The sequence below is a fragment of the Subdoligranulum variabile genome, assembly GCF_025152575.1.
In the GTDB taxonomy this organism is placed as follows: Bacteria; Bacillota; Clostridia; order Oscillospirales; family Ruminococcaceae; genus Gemmiger; species Gemmiger variabilis.
This window is the reverse complement of the sequence record NZ_CP102293.1, coordinates 2,422,889-2,440,254: the sequence shown is the minus strand read 5'-3', so window position 1 is coordinate 2,440,254 and position 17,366 is coordinate 2,422,889. Positions and strand designations below refer to the sequence as shown.

Annotated in this window: 22 protein-coding genes; 4 read left to right on the top strand and 18 right to left on the bottom strand. The window is 49.3% G+C overall.

Annotated elements, in window-relative coordinates:
* Nucleotides 1-5 precede the first annotated feature (5 nt).
* Together NQ490_RS11370 and NQ490_RS11365 are read right to left on the bottom strand one after the other, a co-directional pair.
* Complete coding sequence (locus NQ490_RS11370; RefSeq protein WP_007045915.1) at nt 6-731, bottom strand: ABC transporter permease; 726 nt, start codon at nt 729-731, stop codon at nt 6-8.
* Nucleotides 728-1,492, bottom strand: a complete 765-nt coding sequence (locus tag NQ490_RS11365; protein ID WP_040917445.1) for an ABC transporter ATP-binding protein — start codon at nt 1,490-1,492, stop codon at nt 728-730. Before NQ490_RS11365 ends, NQ490_RS11370 begins: the two co-directional genes overlap by 4 nt.
* Before the next feature lie 141 nt (nt 1,493-1,633).
* Here NQ490_RS11365 and NQ490_RS11360 point away from each other — a divergent pair, with 141 nt between their 5' ends.
* Genes NQ490_RS11360 through NQ490_RS11350 form a run of 3 tightly spaced genes read left to right on the top strand, consistent with a single transcriptional unit; the run spans nt 1,634 to nt 4,867 of the window.
* Nucleotides 1,634-2,335, top strand: coding sequence for a response regulator transcription factor (locus tag NQ490_RS11360; RefSeq protein WP_007045913.1), 702 nt, complete (start codon nt 1,634-1,636; stop codon nt 2,333-2,335).
* Between the two features lie 4 nt (nt 2,336-2,339).
* Nucleotides 2,340-3,713 (top strand): sensor histidine kinase, encoded by a 1,374-nt coding sequence (locus NQ490_RS11355; protein WP_007045912.1) that lies wholly within the window; start codon nt 2,340-2,342, stop codon nt 3,711-3,713.
* Nucleotides 3,714-3,742: 29 nt separating this feature from the next.
* Nucleotides 3,743-4,867 carry a VanZ family protein gene (locus NQ490_RS11350; protein ID WP_007045911.1) on the top strand — a complete coding sequence of 375 codons (1,125 nt, stop codon included), beginning with the start codon at nt 3,743-3,745 and terminating at the stop codon, nt 4,865-4,867.
* Nucleotides 4,868-5,231: 364 nt separating this feature from the next.
* Here NQ490_RS11350 and NQ490_RS11345 read toward each other — a convergent pair whose 3' ends face one another.
* The 3 genes from NQ490_RS11345 to NQ490_RS11335 are packed head-to-tail and all read right to left on the bottom strand — an operon-like array spanning nt 5,232 to nt 6,806.
* Nucleotides 5,232-5,636, bottom strand: a complete 405-nt coding sequence (locus tag NQ490_RS11345; protein WP_040917443.1) for a hypothetical protein — start codon at nt 5,634-5,636, stop codon at nt 5,232-5,234.
* A gap of 20 nt (nt 5,637-5,656) precedes the next feature.
* On the bottom strand, nt 5,657-6,196 hold the full coding sequence (locus tag NQ490_RS11340) for a hypothetical protein (protein ID WP_007045910.1): 540 nt from the start codon (nt 6,194-6,196) through the stop codon (nt 5,657-5,659).
* A gap of 25 nt (nt 6,197-6,221) precedes the next feature.
* Nucleotides 6,222-6,806: a hypothetical protein gene (locus NQ490_RS11335; RefSeq protein WP_007045909.1), complete on the bottom strand. Its 585-nt coding sequence runs from the start codon at nt 6,804-6,806 to the stop codon at nt 6,222-6,224.
* Nucleotides 6,807-7,118: 312 nt separating this feature from the next.
* On the opposite strand from NQ490_RS11335, the gene NQ490_RS11330 reads away from it, so the two are divergent.
* Nucleotides 7,119-8,363: an IS110 family RNA-guided transposase gene (locus tag NQ490_RS11330; protein WP_007045908.1), complete on the top strand. Its 1,245-nt coding sequence runs from the start codon at nt 7,119-7,121 to the stop codon at nt 8,361-8,363.
* A gap of 111 nt (nt 8,364-8,474) precedes the next feature.
* On the opposite strand, the gene NQ490_RS11325 is transcribed toward NQ490_RS11330, so the two are convergent.
* From NQ490_RS11325 to NQ490_RS11265, 13 genes are all read right to left on the bottom strand, one after another.
* On the bottom strand, nt 8,475-9,335 hold the full coding sequence (locus tag NQ490_RS11325; protein WP_007045907.1) for a hypothetical protein: 861 nt from the start codon (nt 9,333-9,335) through the stop codon (nt 8,475-8,477).
* Between the two features lie 47 nt (nt 9,336-9,382).
* On the bottom strand, nt 9,383-9,943 hold the full coding sequence (locus tag NQ490_RS11320) for a C39 family peptidase (protein WP_187118492.1): 561 nt from the start codon (nt 9,941-9,943) through the stop codon (nt 9,383-9,385).
* 89 nt (nt 9,944-10,032) lie between these two features.
* Nucleotides 10,033-10,386: a hypothetical protein gene (locus NQ490_RS11315; RefSeq protein ID WP_147644637.1), complete on the bottom strand. Its 354-nt coding sequence runs from the start codon at nt 10,384-10,386 to the stop codon at nt 10,033-10,035.
* A gap of 79 nt (nt 10,387-10,465) precedes the next feature.
* Complete coding sequence (locus NQ490_RS11310; RefSeq protein WP_007045906.1) at nt 10,466-11,140, bottom strand: DUF4367 domain-containing protein; 675 nt, start codon at nt 11,138-11,140, stop codon at nt 10,466-10,468.
* Entirely contained in the window at nt 11,137-11,655 is a 519-nt protein-coding gene (locus NQ490_RS11305; RefSeq protein ID WP_007045905.1) for an RNA polymerase sigma factor, read from the bottom strand. Before NQ490_RS11305 ends, NQ490_RS11310 begins: the two co-directional genes overlap by 4 nt.
* A gap of 192 nt (nt 11,656-11,847) precedes the next feature.
* Nucleotides 11,848-13,257: a relaxase/mobilization nuclease domain-containing protein gene (locus tag NQ490_RS11300; protein ID WP_007045904.1), complete on the bottom strand. Its 1,410-nt coding sequence runs from the start codon at nt 13,255-13,257 to the stop codon at nt 11,848-11,850.
* A gap of 58 nt (nt 13,258-13,315) precedes the next feature.
* Nucleotides 13,316-13,666: a hypothetical protein gene (locus NQ490_RS11295; RefSeq protein WP_007045903.1), complete on the bottom strand. Its 351-nt coding sequence runs from the start codon at nt 13,664-13,666 to the stop codon at nt 13,316-13,318.
* Nucleotides 13,663-14,511: a nucleotidyl transferase AbiEii/AbiGii toxin family protein gene (locus NQ490_RS11290; RefSeq protein WP_007045902.1), complete on the bottom strand. Its 849-nt coding sequence runs from the start codon at nt 14,509-14,511 to the stop codon at nt 13,663-13,665. The genes NQ490_RS11295 and NQ490_RS11290 overlap by 4 nt, the downstream gene beginning before the upstream one ends.
* Nucleotides 14,508-15,101 (bottom strand): type IV toxin-antitoxin system AbiEi family antitoxin domain-containing protein, encoded by a 594-nt coding sequence (locus tag NQ490_RS11285; protein ID WP_040917442.1) that lies wholly within the window; start codon nt 15,099-15,101, stop codon nt 14,508-14,510. The genes NQ490_RS11290 and NQ490_RS11285 overlap by 4 nt, the downstream gene beginning before the upstream one ends.
* Nucleotides 15,102-15,202: 101 nt before the next feature.
* Nucleotides 15,203-15,514, bottom strand: a complete 312-nt coding sequence (locus NQ490_RS11280; RefSeq protein WP_007045900.1) for a CD1845 family protein — start codon at nt 15,512-15,514, stop codon at nt 15,203-15,205.
* Nucleotides 15,511-15,816 (bottom strand): hypothetical protein, encoded by a 306-nt coding sequence (locus NQ490_RS11275; RefSeq protein ID WP_007045899.1) that lies wholly within the window; start codon nt 15,814-15,816, stop codon nt 15,511-15,513. Before NQ490_RS11275 ends, NQ490_RS11280 begins: the two co-directional genes overlap by 4 nt.
* 141 nt (nt 15,817-15,957) lie before the next feature.
* Nucleotides 15,958-16,302 carry a plasmid mobilization protein gene (locus NQ490_RS11270; RefSeq protein ID WP_007045898.1) on the bottom strand — a complete coding sequence of 115 codons (345 nt, stop codon included), beginning with the start codon at nt 16,300-16,302 and terminating at the stop codon, nt 15,958-15,960.
* A complete protein-coding gene (locus NQ490_RS11265) occupies nt 16,299-17,366 on the bottom strand; it encodes a DUF3849 domain-containing protein (protein ID WP_007045897.1) in 1,068 nt (355 codons plus the stop codon). Before NQ490_RS11265 ends, NQ490_RS11270 begins: the two co-directional genes overlap by 4 nt.

The following is a 17,366-nucleotide window of genomic DNA, read 5'->3' as shown; positions in this document are numbered from 1 at the left end:
CCTCCTTACTCATAGCGTTTGCTTTTCGCCAGCCACAGTGCGATAGCAAGGAACAAAACAGTCTCTATCAGAGATACCACGCTCACAGTCATATCGGGCTGGGCGCTCATGGCAACTGCCGGTTTCAGCATAAGCACAAAAGGATGAGCCATCAGGACAGCAAGATTTGAACTGGCCAGCGCCATACCGCTTAAAAATCCAGCTACCCCTACACCGAGTGGTATCCACATATTTTCAAAGCGCGAAGAAATCAGCAACATAAACGATAACACCGGCATGGATGTGAGGAAAGAGTATCCGGCAAAGCGCACCAGTGTTCCCATCTCAAATGCTCCTTCCGGCAAGTCTGTCATGCCGATCTGCATAAGCGCTAAATTTTGCAGTACGATTGCAATCAAAAACATGACCGTCAGAATCAGAAATTTGCATAGGTACATAGCCGGAACGCTCATAGGGAGCATATACATCTTCTTAATGGCGCTGCCCTTAAACTCCATGTTGTAGATCATGCAGGTGGCAACCACGATGCCGAACAGGTTCAGGATCATAATTACACCGTAGAGCTGGGTCAGCAGAACATCCATCGGGGCCAGCGGCAAATTGAGAAGCGTGTCTTTCCTCACAAGGAAATTTACAAATGCGTAGGCTGCACCTAACACGCCAACAGCCAGCAACACAGGAATGACGCCGGTTCGCTTTTCTTTCCGAAGTTCGATTGACAGTACATTCATAGCTGTGCCCTCTGCTTTCTGGCCGCGTTATCTTTCTCTACCATCGAGAGGAACATATCCTCCAAATTGTCCGCCGCGAAACCGGCCCGTAAAGCACTTTGGCGAAGCTCATCCAGACTTCCTTCAAACAGAAGCCGGCCATGATTGAGAATACCAATATCATCCGCGATCAGTTCGATCTCTGACAGCATGTGGGACGAGATCAGGATGGTGCAGTCGTACAGATCCGGCAGGGACTTCACCAGGTTGCGGATTTCATGGATTCCGGACGGGTCAAGCCCGTTTGTCGGCTCATCTAAAATCAGGATCGGGGGTCTGCCCAGCAGCGCACCAGCGAGGCCGAGACGCTGTTTCATTCCCAGCGAATATTTTTTTGCCAGCCGATCACCAAACTCAGTCAAGCCAACAAGGTCCAGTGCATCCTCCACGGCACTTTTCGGCAGGCCCAAAATCCTGCGGATAACATCGAGATTTTCCCGGCCCGTCAGGTTCGCGTAAAACGAAGGTGACTCAATGAACGAGCCGACCTCCTTCAAAATCGCAATACGGTCAGTCGGGAATTGCTTTCCATCAATGGTAAAGCTGCCTTTTGTGGGGGCGGTCAACCCCAGCAGCATTTTCATAGTGGTGGATTTGCCTGCCCCATTCGGGCCGAGAAAACCATAAATACTGCCTTTGCGGATATGAAGCGAAACATGGTTGACAGAAGTGAAGTTCTTATATTTCTTCGTCAACTGTTCCGTAGTAATCATGTAATCCATAAGAACATCTCCTTTCATTGACTTCATCATAAAACATCAACCTGACTTCTACATTCTCGCGTCCTTACTTTTACCTTACTTTTTCGGAATACCCGTCACAGGCTGGCATCCTGTGCTATAATAATTTCAGGAGGTGACGCTATGGACAACTCTTTTCTGCATCGAAAAAAGCTCCTGCTTGTAGATGACGAGCCGGAGCTGCTGAAAATGGTATCAGATATTTTGAAAGATGCCGGTTTTGAAACTGTTCTTACTGCCGGATCAGTGAAAGAAGCTGTCATGGCGGCAAAACAGGAAAAACCTGATTTGATGATATTGGATGTCATGCTGCCGGATGGAGACGGCTTTTCCCTGATGGAGCAGCTCCGCACCTTTACTGATGTGCCGGTTATTTTTCTGACTGCAAAAGACGAAGCGGCTGACAAACTGGCCGGTCTTGGCCTTGGTGCGGATGATTACATTTCAAAGCCATTCATGCCACAGGAGCTATTGCTGCGTGTCTATGCGGTCTTGCGCCGCACTTACAAAGAGGACAGCCCTCTGGTTGTCCTGGATGGATGCACGATTGATTTTAGCCGGGCAGAGGTCAACAAAGGCGGCAAGATTATCCCCCTGACCGCAAAAGAACATACTCTATTGGAAACGCTGGCTCGCAACGAGGGAAAGATTGTTACGGTTGATGCCCTTTGTGAAGCATTATGGGGTGACAATCCTTTCGGCTATGAAAACAGCTTGAACGCCCATGTGCGGCGTGTTCGGGAAAAAATTGAAGCCGATCCCTCAAAGCCTGTTTCCTTGATTACGATTAAGGGGCTGGGCTATAAATTGATTACAAGGAAGTGACGCCATGAAATCTTTTGGAACATATATTTCAAAGCATTTGGCGTCTTTCGCTGTATTTCTCCTAATACTGGTGATCGTCAACATCATTCTGTTTGGCATGACCTTTTATCACACGGTTTCAGAGGATTACGGAGAATCGTCCCCACGCGCTATGCTTGAGATGACCTCTACTGCGGCAACCACCGAAGGCTTGCCCGATAACGCGGTACAGAAATTGCGCCAGTACAATATTTGGGCCATGTATCTGACGCCAACAGGCAAATGCTTTTGGACGCTCGATCTGCCGGAAGAAGTGCCGCAAAACTATAACATTCAGGATGTAGCCCTATTTTCAAAAGGCTATCTGGAAGATTATCCCGTTTTTGTCTGGAATACGGATGAGGGATTGTTAGTTTTAGGGTATCCAAAGAATAGCTACATGAAGCTCACCAGCAACTACTATTCCATTGAGGCAATTCAAAAAATTCCTCTCTATGTGATAGGAATGGTAGGCATGGATGCACTGTGTCTGTTTTTGGCCTATTATTTTTCAAAACGCAGGATCATCCAGAATACAGAGCCGATTGTAGATGCCATTGAAACATTGGCTGATGGCAAACCTGCTTCGCTTCATGTTGAAGGTGAGTTGTCTGAGATTGCAGGCAGTGTAAATAAAGCATCTCAGATAATAAGCAGACAGAACGAAGCCCGCGCCAACTGGATCAGCGGCGTCTCCCATGACATCCGCACACCGCTTTCTATGATTATGGGGTATGCTGGCCGGATTGCTGCAAACGAAGCAACCAGTGATACAGTTAGGGAGCAGGCAGAAATCGTGCGAAAACAAAGCGTCAAAATCAAAGAACTTGTGCAGGATTTGAATTTAGTATCCCAACTGGAATATGAAATGCAGCCGCTTCACAAGGAAAAAATACGCCTGTCTAAACTCATTCGTTCCTATGTGGCCGAATTGCTCAACTCCGGGCTTTCTGATGCCTATACGATTGAAATTGATGTAGCACCCGAAGCGGAAAACGCCATGTTGGAATGTGATGCTCGATTGATTTCACGGGCGGTCAACAACCTTGTCCAGAACAGTATCAAGCATAATCCGCAAGGCTGCAAAATCCAGCTTTCCCTTAAAAGCACCGGCGAGGCACTTAGTCTAATTGTTGCAGACAATGGTGTAGGGCTTACCCCTGAAAAGCTGCAAGAATTAGAAGAAAAGCCACACTATATGGAAAGCACCGATGAACGGCTCGATTTGCGGCACGGGTTAGGGCTTTTGCTTGTGCGCCAAATCGTTGAGGCGCATGGCGGATCTATGAGAATGGATAGTATTTCAAATCAGGGATGCCAAACTACCTTATCCTTTCGGGTAAGCCCAACAAGAGGATAAATTGCTAAAAGAGCAGGAAGGAAAAATGGATGAGCCAATATTTAGAAGCATTACAACAAGCCATGTTCATCTTTCCGATAATCGTGATTCTGTTCACGGTGCCATACATCGCATGGAGCTATCACAAATATGGGTCAGTTCTCAGTTTACGAGTGCTGATTGTGTACAGCTTTATCCTATATCTTCTCTGCGTTTACTGCCTGGTCATTCTTCCATTACCTACGCCGGAGAAAGCTGCTACGCTGCATGGACATAAAGCACAGCTTGTCCCTTTTTCTTTCGTAGCTGATATAGCCAAACAAGCGCAGATCCAGCCTGGACAGCCTGCAAGTTGGCTTAGCATTTTCACCGGCAGTGCCTTCTGGACCACCGTATTCAATCTGTTTATGACAATGCCTTTCGGTGTCTATCTGCGTTACTACTTCTGCTATAATTGGCGCAAAACTTTGCGACTATCTTTTTTGCTCTCTCTGTTTTTCGAGCTGACCCAACTCAGCGGCCTGTATTTTGTCTATCCAGGCAGCTACCGCCTATTTGACGTAGACGACCTGATCGTCAACACTGCGGGCAGCATGATTGGATTTGCCTTGGCTGGACCAGTGAGCCGTCTACTGCCTACCCGACAAGAATTGGATACCGTCAGTTTCCGGCGGGGTGCATCCATCTCCTTTACGCGGCGTGTTTTCTCATTTCTGGCCGATATGGCTTGCCTGACCTTTGCATCGTGCATCCTGGCCGTGTTCGTAGTTCCGTTTGGAATCACCCTTTCCATTCAATGGCTGCCGGTTCTATTTCTTCTATACTTTGGGCTGCTTCCTGCTTTTTGTCACGGGCAGACCCCAGGTAAGCGGCTGACACGAATGAAAATCGTGCAAGCGAACAGCGACACAGCGCATTGGTATCAATATTTTCTTCGGTATGGCCTGCTGATAACTGGTCTGGTCGGGGTTCCATACTGGTTGAACCGGCTGCTGTTTATTCTGATGAATGTACTACACCTGGACAGCCTGGCATCTCTTGTACTTCACGGATTACTGGTCGGCGGGTATTTGTTCTGGCTATTCTTTGCCGGGATTCGCATGGCCCTGCACAAACCCTTGTTCTACGAGCGATGGTCGAGGACAAAGTTAATAAGTACAGTAAAACGCACATAAAATCAGACTTTGTAATATTGTAAGATAAGGACGGGAGTGACCGGCAAGCAATGCCCCTGGATAGCCATTCGGCTTCCGGCGCTGCTTGTTGAGGGTATCCCCCAAGCCCCCATGAACGCAGAATTTCATTCTGCGGCTGCGCGTCCGTTGGACGCTTTTAGCCAGGCTAAGAATAGCCCTGAATATGACTTTTGAGGGATCTGTTTGTTGGTAAAAAATAAATCGGGCGGCAGAATTGCCGCCCGATTCGTATATGACTGGGGATAGTATATTTTTATTCCCCCTTAAGTCGTACAGGTGAACAGATACTTATGAACGAAGAGTAAAACACAGAATTCACCATAGGAATTCACGACTGCGGGAGCTACGCTGTTTCGAGAGGAGGATCAGCGGGAGTTTTAACTAAATACCATTCTTCGTTAATCCAAATATAGCAGTCATCTATGCTCAGATAACGAAAGCGCACTTCTCCACTATTTATGTCAAAGAGCCAAGATTCTCCACCGGCATAAGTTTCGTTTGGAGCCTCTCCCTCGGCAAAGGTTGTGTAGTGAAGTTCAAGGTTTTCTGCCCATTCTTTAATAGCACTTAGCTCAACACCACTCATTTTTCGTGATGTAATAGAAGTGTTTTTCTCATGGGTAACTTCTATTGAAGTGACATCATCAGGGAATAGAGCCAGTGCTGTTGTTTGCTTTTGTTGACCACATCCAGAGAAAAGGGAGAAAATAAACAGAACACAAAGAAGCCCGATCCTGCACTTTTTCATTGCCCACAATCTCCTTTGCTTCAGTTCACAGCTTCGTCTCCATTAAATTCACAGTTGGTTTTCCCGTTTTGATTACAGCTTACGGTTATGGTTGCAGACGAAGAAAGTGTATCTCCCCAGAAACCTTCTTTGTAAAGATTAAAAACTCCAACTGCTTTTGCAAGAGTGGGCGATACCTGTTCTTCTGACGGGGTATCTTCTACCCGCCAGCCGTCAGCGACATTCCAAATACTGTTTTGGCAGTCTGTCACATTACAGATAGACCCATCATATGTGAACGTTCCGGTGGTCTTAAATTCCCCCAGCGTTGAATTATCCGACTTCAAATAAAATCGACCAGATTGCCATGCAGATTTTTCCCGATAAGCAAAAGTTGTGATGGGGTTGGAAATATAAATTTCAATGCCAACCTCTGGATTATTTGTGTTCAGAATAAGGGAACCATTATGTACAGGTTCAACCGGAGGAATATCAGTTGCGAATGAATTGGTAGGCAATGCAATACAAAGCATAAATGCCGCAACAACGACAGCAAAGATTTTTTTCAATCTCTTTAACATTGTGTCTTTCACCCCATTTCAAATCTTAGATAATGGTTGATTCATCATAGTTCCCAGAAAAAGTGATGGTTCCATTTTTAGTGCATTTTGCTTTGCAGCTGGCACTGTTATTATATTTTCCATCTTTTTTGAGTGTATAGTTCCCGATGATTGCCGCACTTCCATCATCATTTTCTTCGTCATTCAGATTATACGATCCACTCCATCCAGTAGCCGCCGAATTATGATAGCCGCTGGAACCAGTTGGTGATGCTTTGCTCCCAGTATATTCAAAGGTTCCTTCTAAGCCGTATACTGAAACAATTTCCTTGTTTGATGTTAAACGGAACCAGCCTTCCATAGAAAAACTTTTAGCACTGCTACGGCTTAAATTATCGACCCGGATAATGATTTCGGTATAAACCTCTTCATCTATATTTAGCGTAACAGGGATAGATGTGATTCCATTTTGAACAGTAATATCAGCGGGATTGGCCAACGAGAGAGCTTCTTCCAGCGATATTTCAAATGATTGACCCGTCTGTGCTTCATTGAAATCAGCAGCAAATGCCGGAATGGAGATACTGAAAATCAACGCAAAAACGGTTAATAATGATAAGATTTTTTTCATATTTATGACCATTCCTTTCCGCTGCGCTCCAAGGCACCAAAGGAATATGAAACCCGGTACCTCTAACGCAGCCAGTCGTAATTTGTTAGAATAGGCTTGAGGAAGCAGGCACACTACAGAGCACGTGAAGGTGAGTAGGCTCAACATTGTGTTGGACTGAATATTTATGTGTGCCGGACGCTCTTTCAAGCACCGATGAGTAGGGCATTGTACCCTGTAACCTTATCTTTGGAGAGACGGACTACTTCAATCTTTCAGTGAGCGGCCAGTCCCTGCCTGTTCCCCTCAAATACTGTTTCGAGGGGATGTGTTATGCTTAAAATCGTCTACCGTATCTGCTGTGGAATGGATATCCACAAATCTTTTGTCGTTGCCTGTATTGCTTCTACCAATGAGCAGGGTGTGACAACCTACAAGAGCAAACGTTTTTCCACCTTCACTGGGGATTTACGACGGTGTGCGGATTGGCTTTCTGAGAACAACTGCAAGGATGTGTGCATGGAATCCACCGGGAAGTATTGGATTCCTGTTTATAACATTCTGGAACCCACCTGCAACATCGTCCTCGCCCACCCTAAGTATGTGAAGGCCATCCGGGGCAAGAAGACCGACAAACGAGACGCCAAGTGGATTGCCGACATCTTCAAGCACGATCTTGTCTCAGGGAGTTTTATCCCTCCGGCAGATATCCGTCAGCTTAGAGATCTGTTCCGCTATCGTTGGAAACTCACTAACTTTACTACCGGCGAGAAAAACCGGGCGCAAAACTGTTTGACAGTCTCCAATTTCAAACTGGACGATGTGTTCTCGGATGTGTTTGGTAAAGCAGCCTCCGCAATTACTGCTTGGATTCTGGAACATCCAACGGAGAAAATTACAGATATTTCTGCCTTCCGAACCAAAGGCATGAAAGCGACCGACGAACGGGTGCTCTCTGCTGTGGATGGAGAGATGTGTGAAGAACAGGCTGAAAAGCTCCGCATCATCCGCTCCCACATGAGTAGTCTCCAACTGTGCAAACTCGATCTGGAATCTCTGATTCTGTCTACCGCTGAGAAGTACCTTCCCCAACTCAATCTTGTTATGACGGCGCCGGGTATCCAATCCTTTGCCGCAATTGGCATTATTTCTGAAATCGGAGTGGATATGTCCGTGTTCCCCACCTCGAAGCACCTGTGCTCATGGGCTGGGCTTACGCCGCAGAACAATGAGAGTGCCGGAAAGAAGAAAACCACCAGAATCAGCCGGGCCGGAGCTTACATCAAGCCATTGCTTGTTCAGTGCGCTCTCTGCGCCATTCGTGCCAAGCAGTTCCCGGAAGTCCGCAATCGCTACCTTGCACTCAAGAAACGCAGAGGCAACAAAAAAGCAATCATCGCTATTGCCAGGATGCTGCTCACCGCCATTTACAATATGCTCAAGAAAAATGAGCCTTACAATCCTGAACTATACCGGAAGGCAGACCGGCCGCCTGCACACCGTGAGGTTTCCGTAGACGAGGCCATCTTTATCCTCCAGCGGCAGGGATATCTGGTGACTGCTCCATCCACCACTTAGACTTTAAGCATAACTGCATTTTTCGCCCGCTCTTAGGGGGCTTGGTTTTGTGCGTCCTTTTTCGGAATGGTACTTAGATTACAATGTTTCAACCTTTATTTCTCCTCGGAACTATTTAGCTGTTGTTTTTTTCCTTGCAAAAAAGAAAGAAATACTGCAAACAATAACGACTAATGCGATAATCACTCCGTAAAAAAGGAACATTGGGTGTCTGGCTTCAATATTATCAACCACTGTTCCTCCAGCTAACTCAGGATCTGCTTCCGGCAAGTTATTGGCTATATCTTTAACCCGTTCGTAACTGAAAATTTCAGAACCGCCCCTTGTGGTAGGACCAATCAGATTACTGTCATATTCTGTATCAGTAACTGGGATAAGACTATCAATCATTCCTGCATCGTTTGGAATGAGTGCTACAACATCTTGGAAAATAGGCAGGCTACCAACTAACAATGTTCCTTCCGGTATCTCTCCGATTATGTTAGAAAGTCTTGCTTCGTAATTGTAATTTGAATTGCCCGAGTTATAAAAAGCAAGACTGGAAACAGTCCATTTTCCAACATTGTCGATAACTTCCTGTTGTTCATCTTCTGTGAGGACAGCTTTGGCATTGTCGCTTAACGGAAGCCCTTTTTGAAGATTGACTACTACTGTTCCATTAGCTGTATTAACCGGAAGCACATAAACATAGTTTCCGTTTTCAAGGGCTGCTTCAATCTCAGCCGCGGAATTAGTGGTTAATGTAAATACATCAGTATCAACATAAACCTTATAGGCTTTAGCATAATCTACGTCCGCAGCTGTGACAGTAACACTTTTATCACCATACACTTCATTGATCGCTGTTACAATCTTGTTTGATACGCTCTCCAGCTCATATTCTGCGTTTCCCGAAAAGTCAGTCGCAAAGGCTGGAATGGACAGCAAAAAGGCCATCGAAAGCGTTAATAGACTAGCAAAGAATTTTTTCATGGTCGCTACCTCCCAACTATATTAAGTTCAACGACTTTATAGGCCGATTACTGTCTGTAAATAGTGGTTTCATAACAGCGTGTTCCCAGTGTTCCCGTACTACCATTTACAAGACCTGTATACGAAAAATACTGTGCATCAACATTAGGTGATGGATCGAGGATATACAGATAATTTGTAGAACCGGTTTTATATCCACTGGCTACTATGACATGGCTTAGTGCACCATTTTTTCCTTGCAACCATACGATAAACGGATCGCTATTGTCTATCTCCGTTTCGCATTCACTAAAAGAAAGCGCGCTTGATTTACTCGTGAAAGTTACACTGTTATTAGACACATATTTTATCGCGTCGCAAATATTGGAAGTATTACCAGGCTGATTATCTGTATTTCCTTTGATATATTCAACTAGATCATACTGATCACGGTTACTTCCGCTATCATAATATTTGCCAATCATTTCCGAACAAGCTGCCCAACACCATTCCGTTTTATTTTGGTCAATTTCCGAAACCCCCAGGGTTTTTGAAGCCGCAAAAGCCGGAATAGCTAAGGCAAAAAACAGCGCAACAACAATAGAGAACGTTAGCAAACGATGTTTCATGAGATATTCCTCCATTCTTTGAAGCGAATTATTGTTAAAAACTGATCGACAAAAAACAAACCATTGGAATCACCCCTTTTTATGGTGAATTATGGGCAAGTTCCTTCGATAGAAAACTCAGGCAAAGCTTTCCCTTCAAGAGTAACATCAACCGTTAATTTATAAGTTTTCCCCCTGGTAACACTTGCCTCTCCGCTAAAGGCTAGATCTCCAACAGAAGATCGTTTCCAAGTTTCGATGCACCGGCTTCCTTCCCACAACTTTATTACTGCATCAATGTCGTCAGTCATTTGTTCTGCAGCAATGAACACCGTACAGGTAGCCGTTGTCCCACTAAAAGAGATACCAGGAACAACTTGTGCTACTCGAGGTGAGGCAGCATAGGCAGTGGAGGAAAATACCATAAGAAAGACAAACAAGATGGGAAGAATTCGTTTTTTCAATGAGATGACCTCCTTCATTCGCTTATACCCCGTAAACGAATGAAGGAGGTCATTTTGGACAGTTACTTTGATTTTTTGATTATTTTTTTTGGATGCCTTCAGCCAGTTTGATTATCGTATCTTTTGACAAAGGTGCCGTAATGCAAAAACACAAGTTTTCTTTCTCTGATACCCAAACCAACCCATTAGGAGATGTTTCTTGGCTAGCTTGATAGAAGTCTGCTTTTATGCTTCCAATTTGAATGGATTGTACTTCAGTATAGTCCGCTGCCATAAATAAACTCGTAGAATCATTTCCTTGCAAATAGGAAAAAATAATGCGCTGCCCAGAATTATCAGTATAAGTGAGATATGTGCTGTTACCAAGACTCTGTTCTTTTTGAAAGGAAAAACCTTCAGGCAGCCATGTTAACTCATAATCCACAATTTCACTTTCTTGCGGCGCTTCACCAATAAATCTGTACTCAACAAATGCCTCGTACTGCTCACGCACCCATGCGAAAAAAGCAGCTCTGGCTTCAACATCAACGGTCAACCATGTACCGCCAGCGAGAGCTACCACAAGAACAAAGCAGGCTGCATATTTGGGCAGTTGATAGATCACAGGATGGTTTGCTTTGCGGAAGATTCGGCGCATTTTTCTTTGAAACGATGGGGAAAATTCATGTTTACAGTCTGCTGGAGCGGGGAGCGAATTCCTAATTGCCTGATCCGCTTCAGCTGCCGCTTTTTTCAGCATTTCTTCGCTTATCACAGGATTCCCGCCTCCTCACACAATTTTTTCAATTTGTTTTTAGCCCGCTGATCCAATTTGATTGCAGCTGCAAGGGAGATGTCCATTATGTTGGTAATCTCTCTAACACTGTATCCATGATGATAGCGAAGCAATATCATTTCTCGATAACGGGCAGGTAATTTTAAGATGCATTTTGTTAAATCGTTATTCCCTTCATAATGTGCCTCTGTCCCTTGAATATCATCAATTAGTTCGACAGTCTGGTGTTTTTGCCGCTTTCGGTACTGATCTATTGCTTTATTCTCAACAATAGTAACGACGTAGCTATGCGTTTTTGGACACACCGGCTCACCGATTCTTTTAATGTTTTCCGCCACCTTTACAAAAGCCTGATGTACAGCATCCTCGGCATCCTGCTCATTATGTAAAATATCATAGGCCACATGGAACATGAGCCCTTTATACTCCAGATAGATCTGTTCAAATTTTGACCGTTCCGCTGGAGTGTCAATCATTTGCAAGTATATTAGCATAAATCTGCCCTCCCGCAGTTGTTACCATTAATTATACCGTAAACCACGCCTACTTTCTATGCCCAACGTAATGAGGGCAGAATAATTTGGAAGGAATAGAGGTTGCAACAGTTTAAGAGAAAGTAAGCCGATAACAACAAGGGGCACATGAAATGAAACGACCTCGCTTCAAATTTTTCCGCTTATAAGGTCTTATCGGCCATGCCCATGGTCTTTATCTTCCTGTCTTTCTTCCTCCATGCTCATAAGTCGATCCACATTGTTCTTGACGGTCAGCAGCTCCCGCATGGTGGCGCGGGTCTGCCGGTACTCTCCGTAAGCCGCTTTCTTATCCGCCAGCAGCTGGGCATACTCGGTCTGAAGCTCCTTGACCGTAGGCAGCTTCTTCACATTCAGCTCGTTGAAGGCTTCCTTGGCGGCCTGGTGCAGCAAGATTTCCTCCTCATGCTCCTGCCGGAATTTCCGTGAATACCCGGCCTTGCGGTAAGCCACATAGGTGTCGCGGGTCTTGGCGTAGTTGACGATATGGGTGCGCAGCACGGCGATCTCGGCCATGCGCTTCTCGGCGGCCTTGATCTGGTCGGACAGCGCATGGTAACGGGCCGTCGCCTCTGTTGTTTTTGTTTCCAGATCGGCATAATCCAGCAGCCCGTGTTCGGACAGGTAGTTGAGGGTCTGCGCCATCTGTTTGAGGTTGAACACCTTGGCCCAGCGGGCATACCCGGCACCTTTCCCGTCCTGCAATTTCGCCTGGATGTCCACCAGCAGATTGACCTTGAGCGGGGCGGCCTGCGGGACGGCTTGCTTGCGGGGCGTATGCTCTTTCTGGCCGGAGAGAACTGCCAACAGATCGTCCAGCGTGTAGCCGTCCCCCAGCCGGTCAAAGCGGACGTTGTTGCCCCAGCCCTCCGCGCCGATGGAGATGGTTTTTCCACGCCGGTGAACGGTAAAGCCGTCCTGCTCCAACAGGCGCAGCAACTCCTCCAGGCTGGCCGGTTTCTGTGCCAGCGCCCGGTCAATAGCCTGGCGCAGCTGCTCTTTGTGGGAGGGCTTTGCCGCATTGCCCAGCCACTTGTTGTAGCTCTGGCCGCGCCGCTTGGGAGCCTCCACAATGGAGTAGCCGTTTTCGATGCAGATGGTATCGCTCAGACGGTGGACAGCGCGGGTGCTGCCCCAAAAGTTGCGGAACTTGCGGTCACACTCCAGCGTGGTGGAGTTCCATATAATATGGTTGTGGACGTGAGCCTTGTCGATGTGGGTACAGACGATGAAAGCGTGCTTGCCCTTGGTGAAGCGCCGGGCCAGCTCCACGCCCAGGCGGTTTGCTTCCTCCGGCGTGATCTCGCCCGGCACAAAGGACTGCCGCAGGTGGTAGGCGATCACGTCGTCCGCACCGCGCACCCGGCCGGTGCGGGCGGCGTAGGTCTGCTTGTCCAGCAGGAACTGCGCATCGGCCACGCGGCTGTCACACTGGTAGCTGGTGATGAGCCTACCGTGGTCGGTCTTTTCTGGATTTTTTACATAGTCGATGATGTCGCTGATCGCCTTGCCGACCGTGCGGCCCTTGCCGGCGTGCAGCGGTATAATGCGGGTGGTGGCCATGTGGGGTCCGCCTCCTTTCCAAAAAATAAGCGGCCTGCTCATCACAGACCGCATCGGTTTACTCTATATCAGTTTCCTCGTCCATATAAAAATCGAAATCTTCTTCAAAGTCATCTTCCAATTCATCCAGTTCTATCCTGGGAGGGAACCGAATTTCATATTGTTCCGTCGCCAGGGTTCGCACGGCATCCCGCTTGTCCTTCATCCGTTTCTTCAGCCACGAAAGTTGTTCTTTGGATAATCGCCAGGGAAGGTTGACAAGCCGGGTAAGCGTCATTTCTTCTGCCTGCTTTTCTGGCGGGAGAGCGGCGCAGGTTTTACAAATGTGCGCGGCGTGTCCCTTGCCAGAAAACTTTTCGTTTGCCTTATACTCGCCACAGACCTTGCAGTAGTGTCCACGCTTTTTCATACCGTGCCCTCGCAACGAGCGAACAGCTGACGGACCGCAGCCATGACCGTATCCCAGCCAAGGTCGGACGCATAGGAGAACTTTTTCTGATAGGCCGCCCACAGGTCCTGCATGACCGGGCTGTTCTCCACTTCATCAAAGACTTCGGCGGCCTCGGCCAGATGGCGCTCGGTGCCGCGCTTGTGGGCTGTCGCCAGCAGCGCGTCATGGAGAACGTGCGGGTCCAGAGTGCTGCCATAGAGTTGTTGTAAAATGGCGATGTCGTAAAAATCTCTCATGCGGGTGTTGGTCGTGGTGCGGGTGATGATGGTTTCCAGCTTTTCAGCCAGCACGGTCTCCAGGTTATAGGCCCAAACGTCAATGGAGCGGTCCTCCAGCATGAGCTTGAAGCTGTACCGCACCTCTTTAGGGGTGATGGCGTCGCCGGTGGAAATGTCGATTTTCAGCGGGGTGCGCACCCCGTCAAAGAGCGTTGTCATCGTGACCCGAATGCCGGGATATTCCGCTTCATCCATGATTTCCGAAATGCTTTTCACCTGGAAGGTAACGCCGTCATCAATGGGAACAGCGATGATCTCGGCCATCATGTTCTCCACATCCTCGACACTGACGTTGGCCCCCTTGACCGTTGCGTCCAGGTCCATCGTGGAGCGGGCGTCCAGACCGACCATCGCGGCCACCAGCATCCCGCCCTTGAGGATGAATTTGTCCTGGTAGGACGAGAGAGAAATGCGTTCCAGAAAACGCTCCATCATATAGTTGCGCGTCAAAACCTGCGCATCCGCAGCATTTTTCTTTGACAGGTTACGGATCAAATCTTTCAGTTGTCTGGCTGTCTTTATCATAGGAGTACCTCCAAATACTGGCGTAAAATCTTCTCGACCCGGAACAGCCTGGCATAGCGCACCAGCGTCCGCAGGTCCTTATCTTTCCGGCGGGCATACGCTTTCAGAGCGTCTTGGAATGTCTGTATCTCAATGTGGCTCCGGCTGCGCAGCACATCGCAGATTGTCCGTTCCATATCATAGACCGGCACATCGTGACCGAAGGGGGTCTGCGCGGTTGTCAGGCCGACCTCATGCAGCTCCGCCTTGATGGTAAAGACCTGGACGCCCTCACCTTTAAGCCGGGTGGGGTTGTACCCCGTCTTGACCGTGACAGAATAGGCCAGCGGCTCCCGGTCGGTCAGGTCGTGGAAAAACAGCGCCGTTTCATGGGAAAAAACCGCCTGCGGACAGCGAAGATGCAGCAGATACATGGCATCCACCCAGGCGTCTTTGGAAAGATAAATCCCATGCGCCGCCTGTTCCAGCCCACGAGACTGCACGAATTGATAAAAAACAGGTTTTGAGATCCCGGCCGCGAGGGCCTGCCCGGTGCGCAGCATCCCGTCCTGACGTTCCATCAGCTGGTCCAGCTGTTGAAATTGGCTCACGTCCTTCACCTTCCTTTCATGCTAATATTATACGCGAAATTAGCACGAAAGTAAAGTCAAAATTGCCGGGGCTTCACTCCCGGCAATTCTTCGCTTCCTATTCAGCCGTACACCGCGTCCTGGATCGCATACCGCAGGTCCTGCACCTTACCCACCAGCCAGGCAGCGGCCATCGGCAGGCCCAGCGGGCTGACCAGGAAGGCAATCACCAGCAGGATCAGGCCGTTTTGCGGCGAGTAGGTCACAAGCACCGCGATCCCCAGCAGCGCCACCACTGCGGAGGCCAGGCCGAAGATAAAGCTGGACGCATACAGCAGCCCGAAGCATACCCAGGTGAACAACATCAGCGCCAGCACCAACGGCGCAGCCAGGATTTTCAGCCCCAATTTCAAAACAAACAGCACCGCTCTCATTTCAGCGCCTCCTTCCGCCAGTCCAGGTAGGGCTGGCACAATTTTCCCACGGCTTTTTCATCGGCCTCTGTAACCTCTCGGCGGCCTTTCGTCCGGCGGAGCAATTCAAAGTCCTGGTAATCCGTGAGCAGCAGGTCAAACAGTTCCTCCGGGGTCCGGCAGAGGATGCCGTCCACGCAGTAGCGGGAATCCTTGTTCCAGGTCAATCGGACATAGCCACGCTTGCAGGGGAGGACTTCTTCCTCCGAGTCACGCAGCAGATACTCTTGAAACAACTCCAAGATATTTTCAAATGTCAACATCAGCCTTCACCTCCGTTTCTGATGATATTATCGCCTGCGGCCCGCAAAAGTGCAACGATACGGGCAAAGAAAAAAAGAGGGAGGCCAGCGATGCAGCCTGCACACGCCGGACCTCCCTCAAAGCCGGGGCGTATGCCCCTGTCACGTCAGCTTTGCCAGCTGGGTCAATATCCGATGCACCCCATCCCACAAAGCATCCTGCCTCCGGGTTATATCCTCCAGGTCGGCGTCGTAAATGCGCCCGGTTTCATGCACGCGGCGGGTCAGCTGGTTTAAGTTGTTGCTGGAATAGCGCATCAGGGACACCAACTCCTTCAGCTCCGGCAGTTCCAGGCGCACCACATAGCCGTCCAGGGCCATCTTGCGCAGGTAGGCTTCCCGGTTCTTTGTCCCCAGCTGGGCCATCTTCTGCTCAATCAGCGCCAGTTCCTCCGGCGAGACCCGGAAGTTCAGCTGCACCTCCCGTTTGCGTTTGGGGCCGCTCACCGCTCCGGCTCCTTTTTCTTATGGATGTGAGCTTTCTTTTCAGCGGGGCGCGGCTCCTGTTTCAGCTGGCGGCGGACCGAAGGGCGGCGCTGGCGCAGCTCTTTGGAACGGTCCTCGCTGGCCAGGATAGTGACATAGGTGCCGGGGCGGTCCACCAGCCCGGTGATCGCCAGGCTGCGGAACGGCAGCAGCGCCATCAGCCGGTCATGGGCCTGGGTGCCGGCGCGGGCCAGAAAGTCCGGCGAGATGCGGGCCATGTAATGGGTGCCGTGGGGGCTGTTGGGCGTATCCGGCGCACGAAGCTCCTGCAACAGCCGGGCGGCCTCGGCGTGAATCTCCTCCGATGTCAGCGGCTGGAGCCGCAGATAATCCTGCCGCGCCTGGCTCAAGAACAGATCGACCAGGCCGGAGTGGCTGTCCACCACAAAGTCCAGGTTGCGTTCGCCGCCAAAGCCGTCCGGGTTGGGCGGGATGTCCACCGTCCTGGCCCACGCCTTGTTGGCCGGGCTGAAACGCTCATCCCACTCTTTCTGCTGCACGGTATTTGCCAGCACATAGAGGGTGCGGGTATAGCCGAACTGCTCAATCACCTGGGGCACCGCATCCTTGTCCAGCCGGTTGTCCCGGTAATGTTCCGAAATGGACGCCTCGATGGCCTCCTTGCAGGCGATGTTGGCGCGGCGGGACGCCCGGTACAAATCCAGATCGCCCTGTTCGCGGGCATAGGCGGCGTCGTGCCGGTAGAGCGGAAGCTCCCGCTGGGCGTCCAGCGCCGCCTCGGCCCGCTGCTCGATACTGTCCCGCACCACATCCATGTAGGAAGTCTCCCGGTCGGCAAACTCCTTGTAGACATCCGCCAGCGGGGACGGGGAGGCCAGCAGCGCGGCGGCCCGGCTTTGGGGCAGGTCCAGTTCCTCCATCGCCATCAGAATATCCTCTCGGACGGTATACTCGTAGGCATGATTTAAGATTTCCTCCGGGGGATGGCTTTTCAGCCAGTCCCGAAACTTATCCTGTTCGGCGGCCATCTTCTCATAGAGGGCCGTGTTTTTATTGGTATTCAT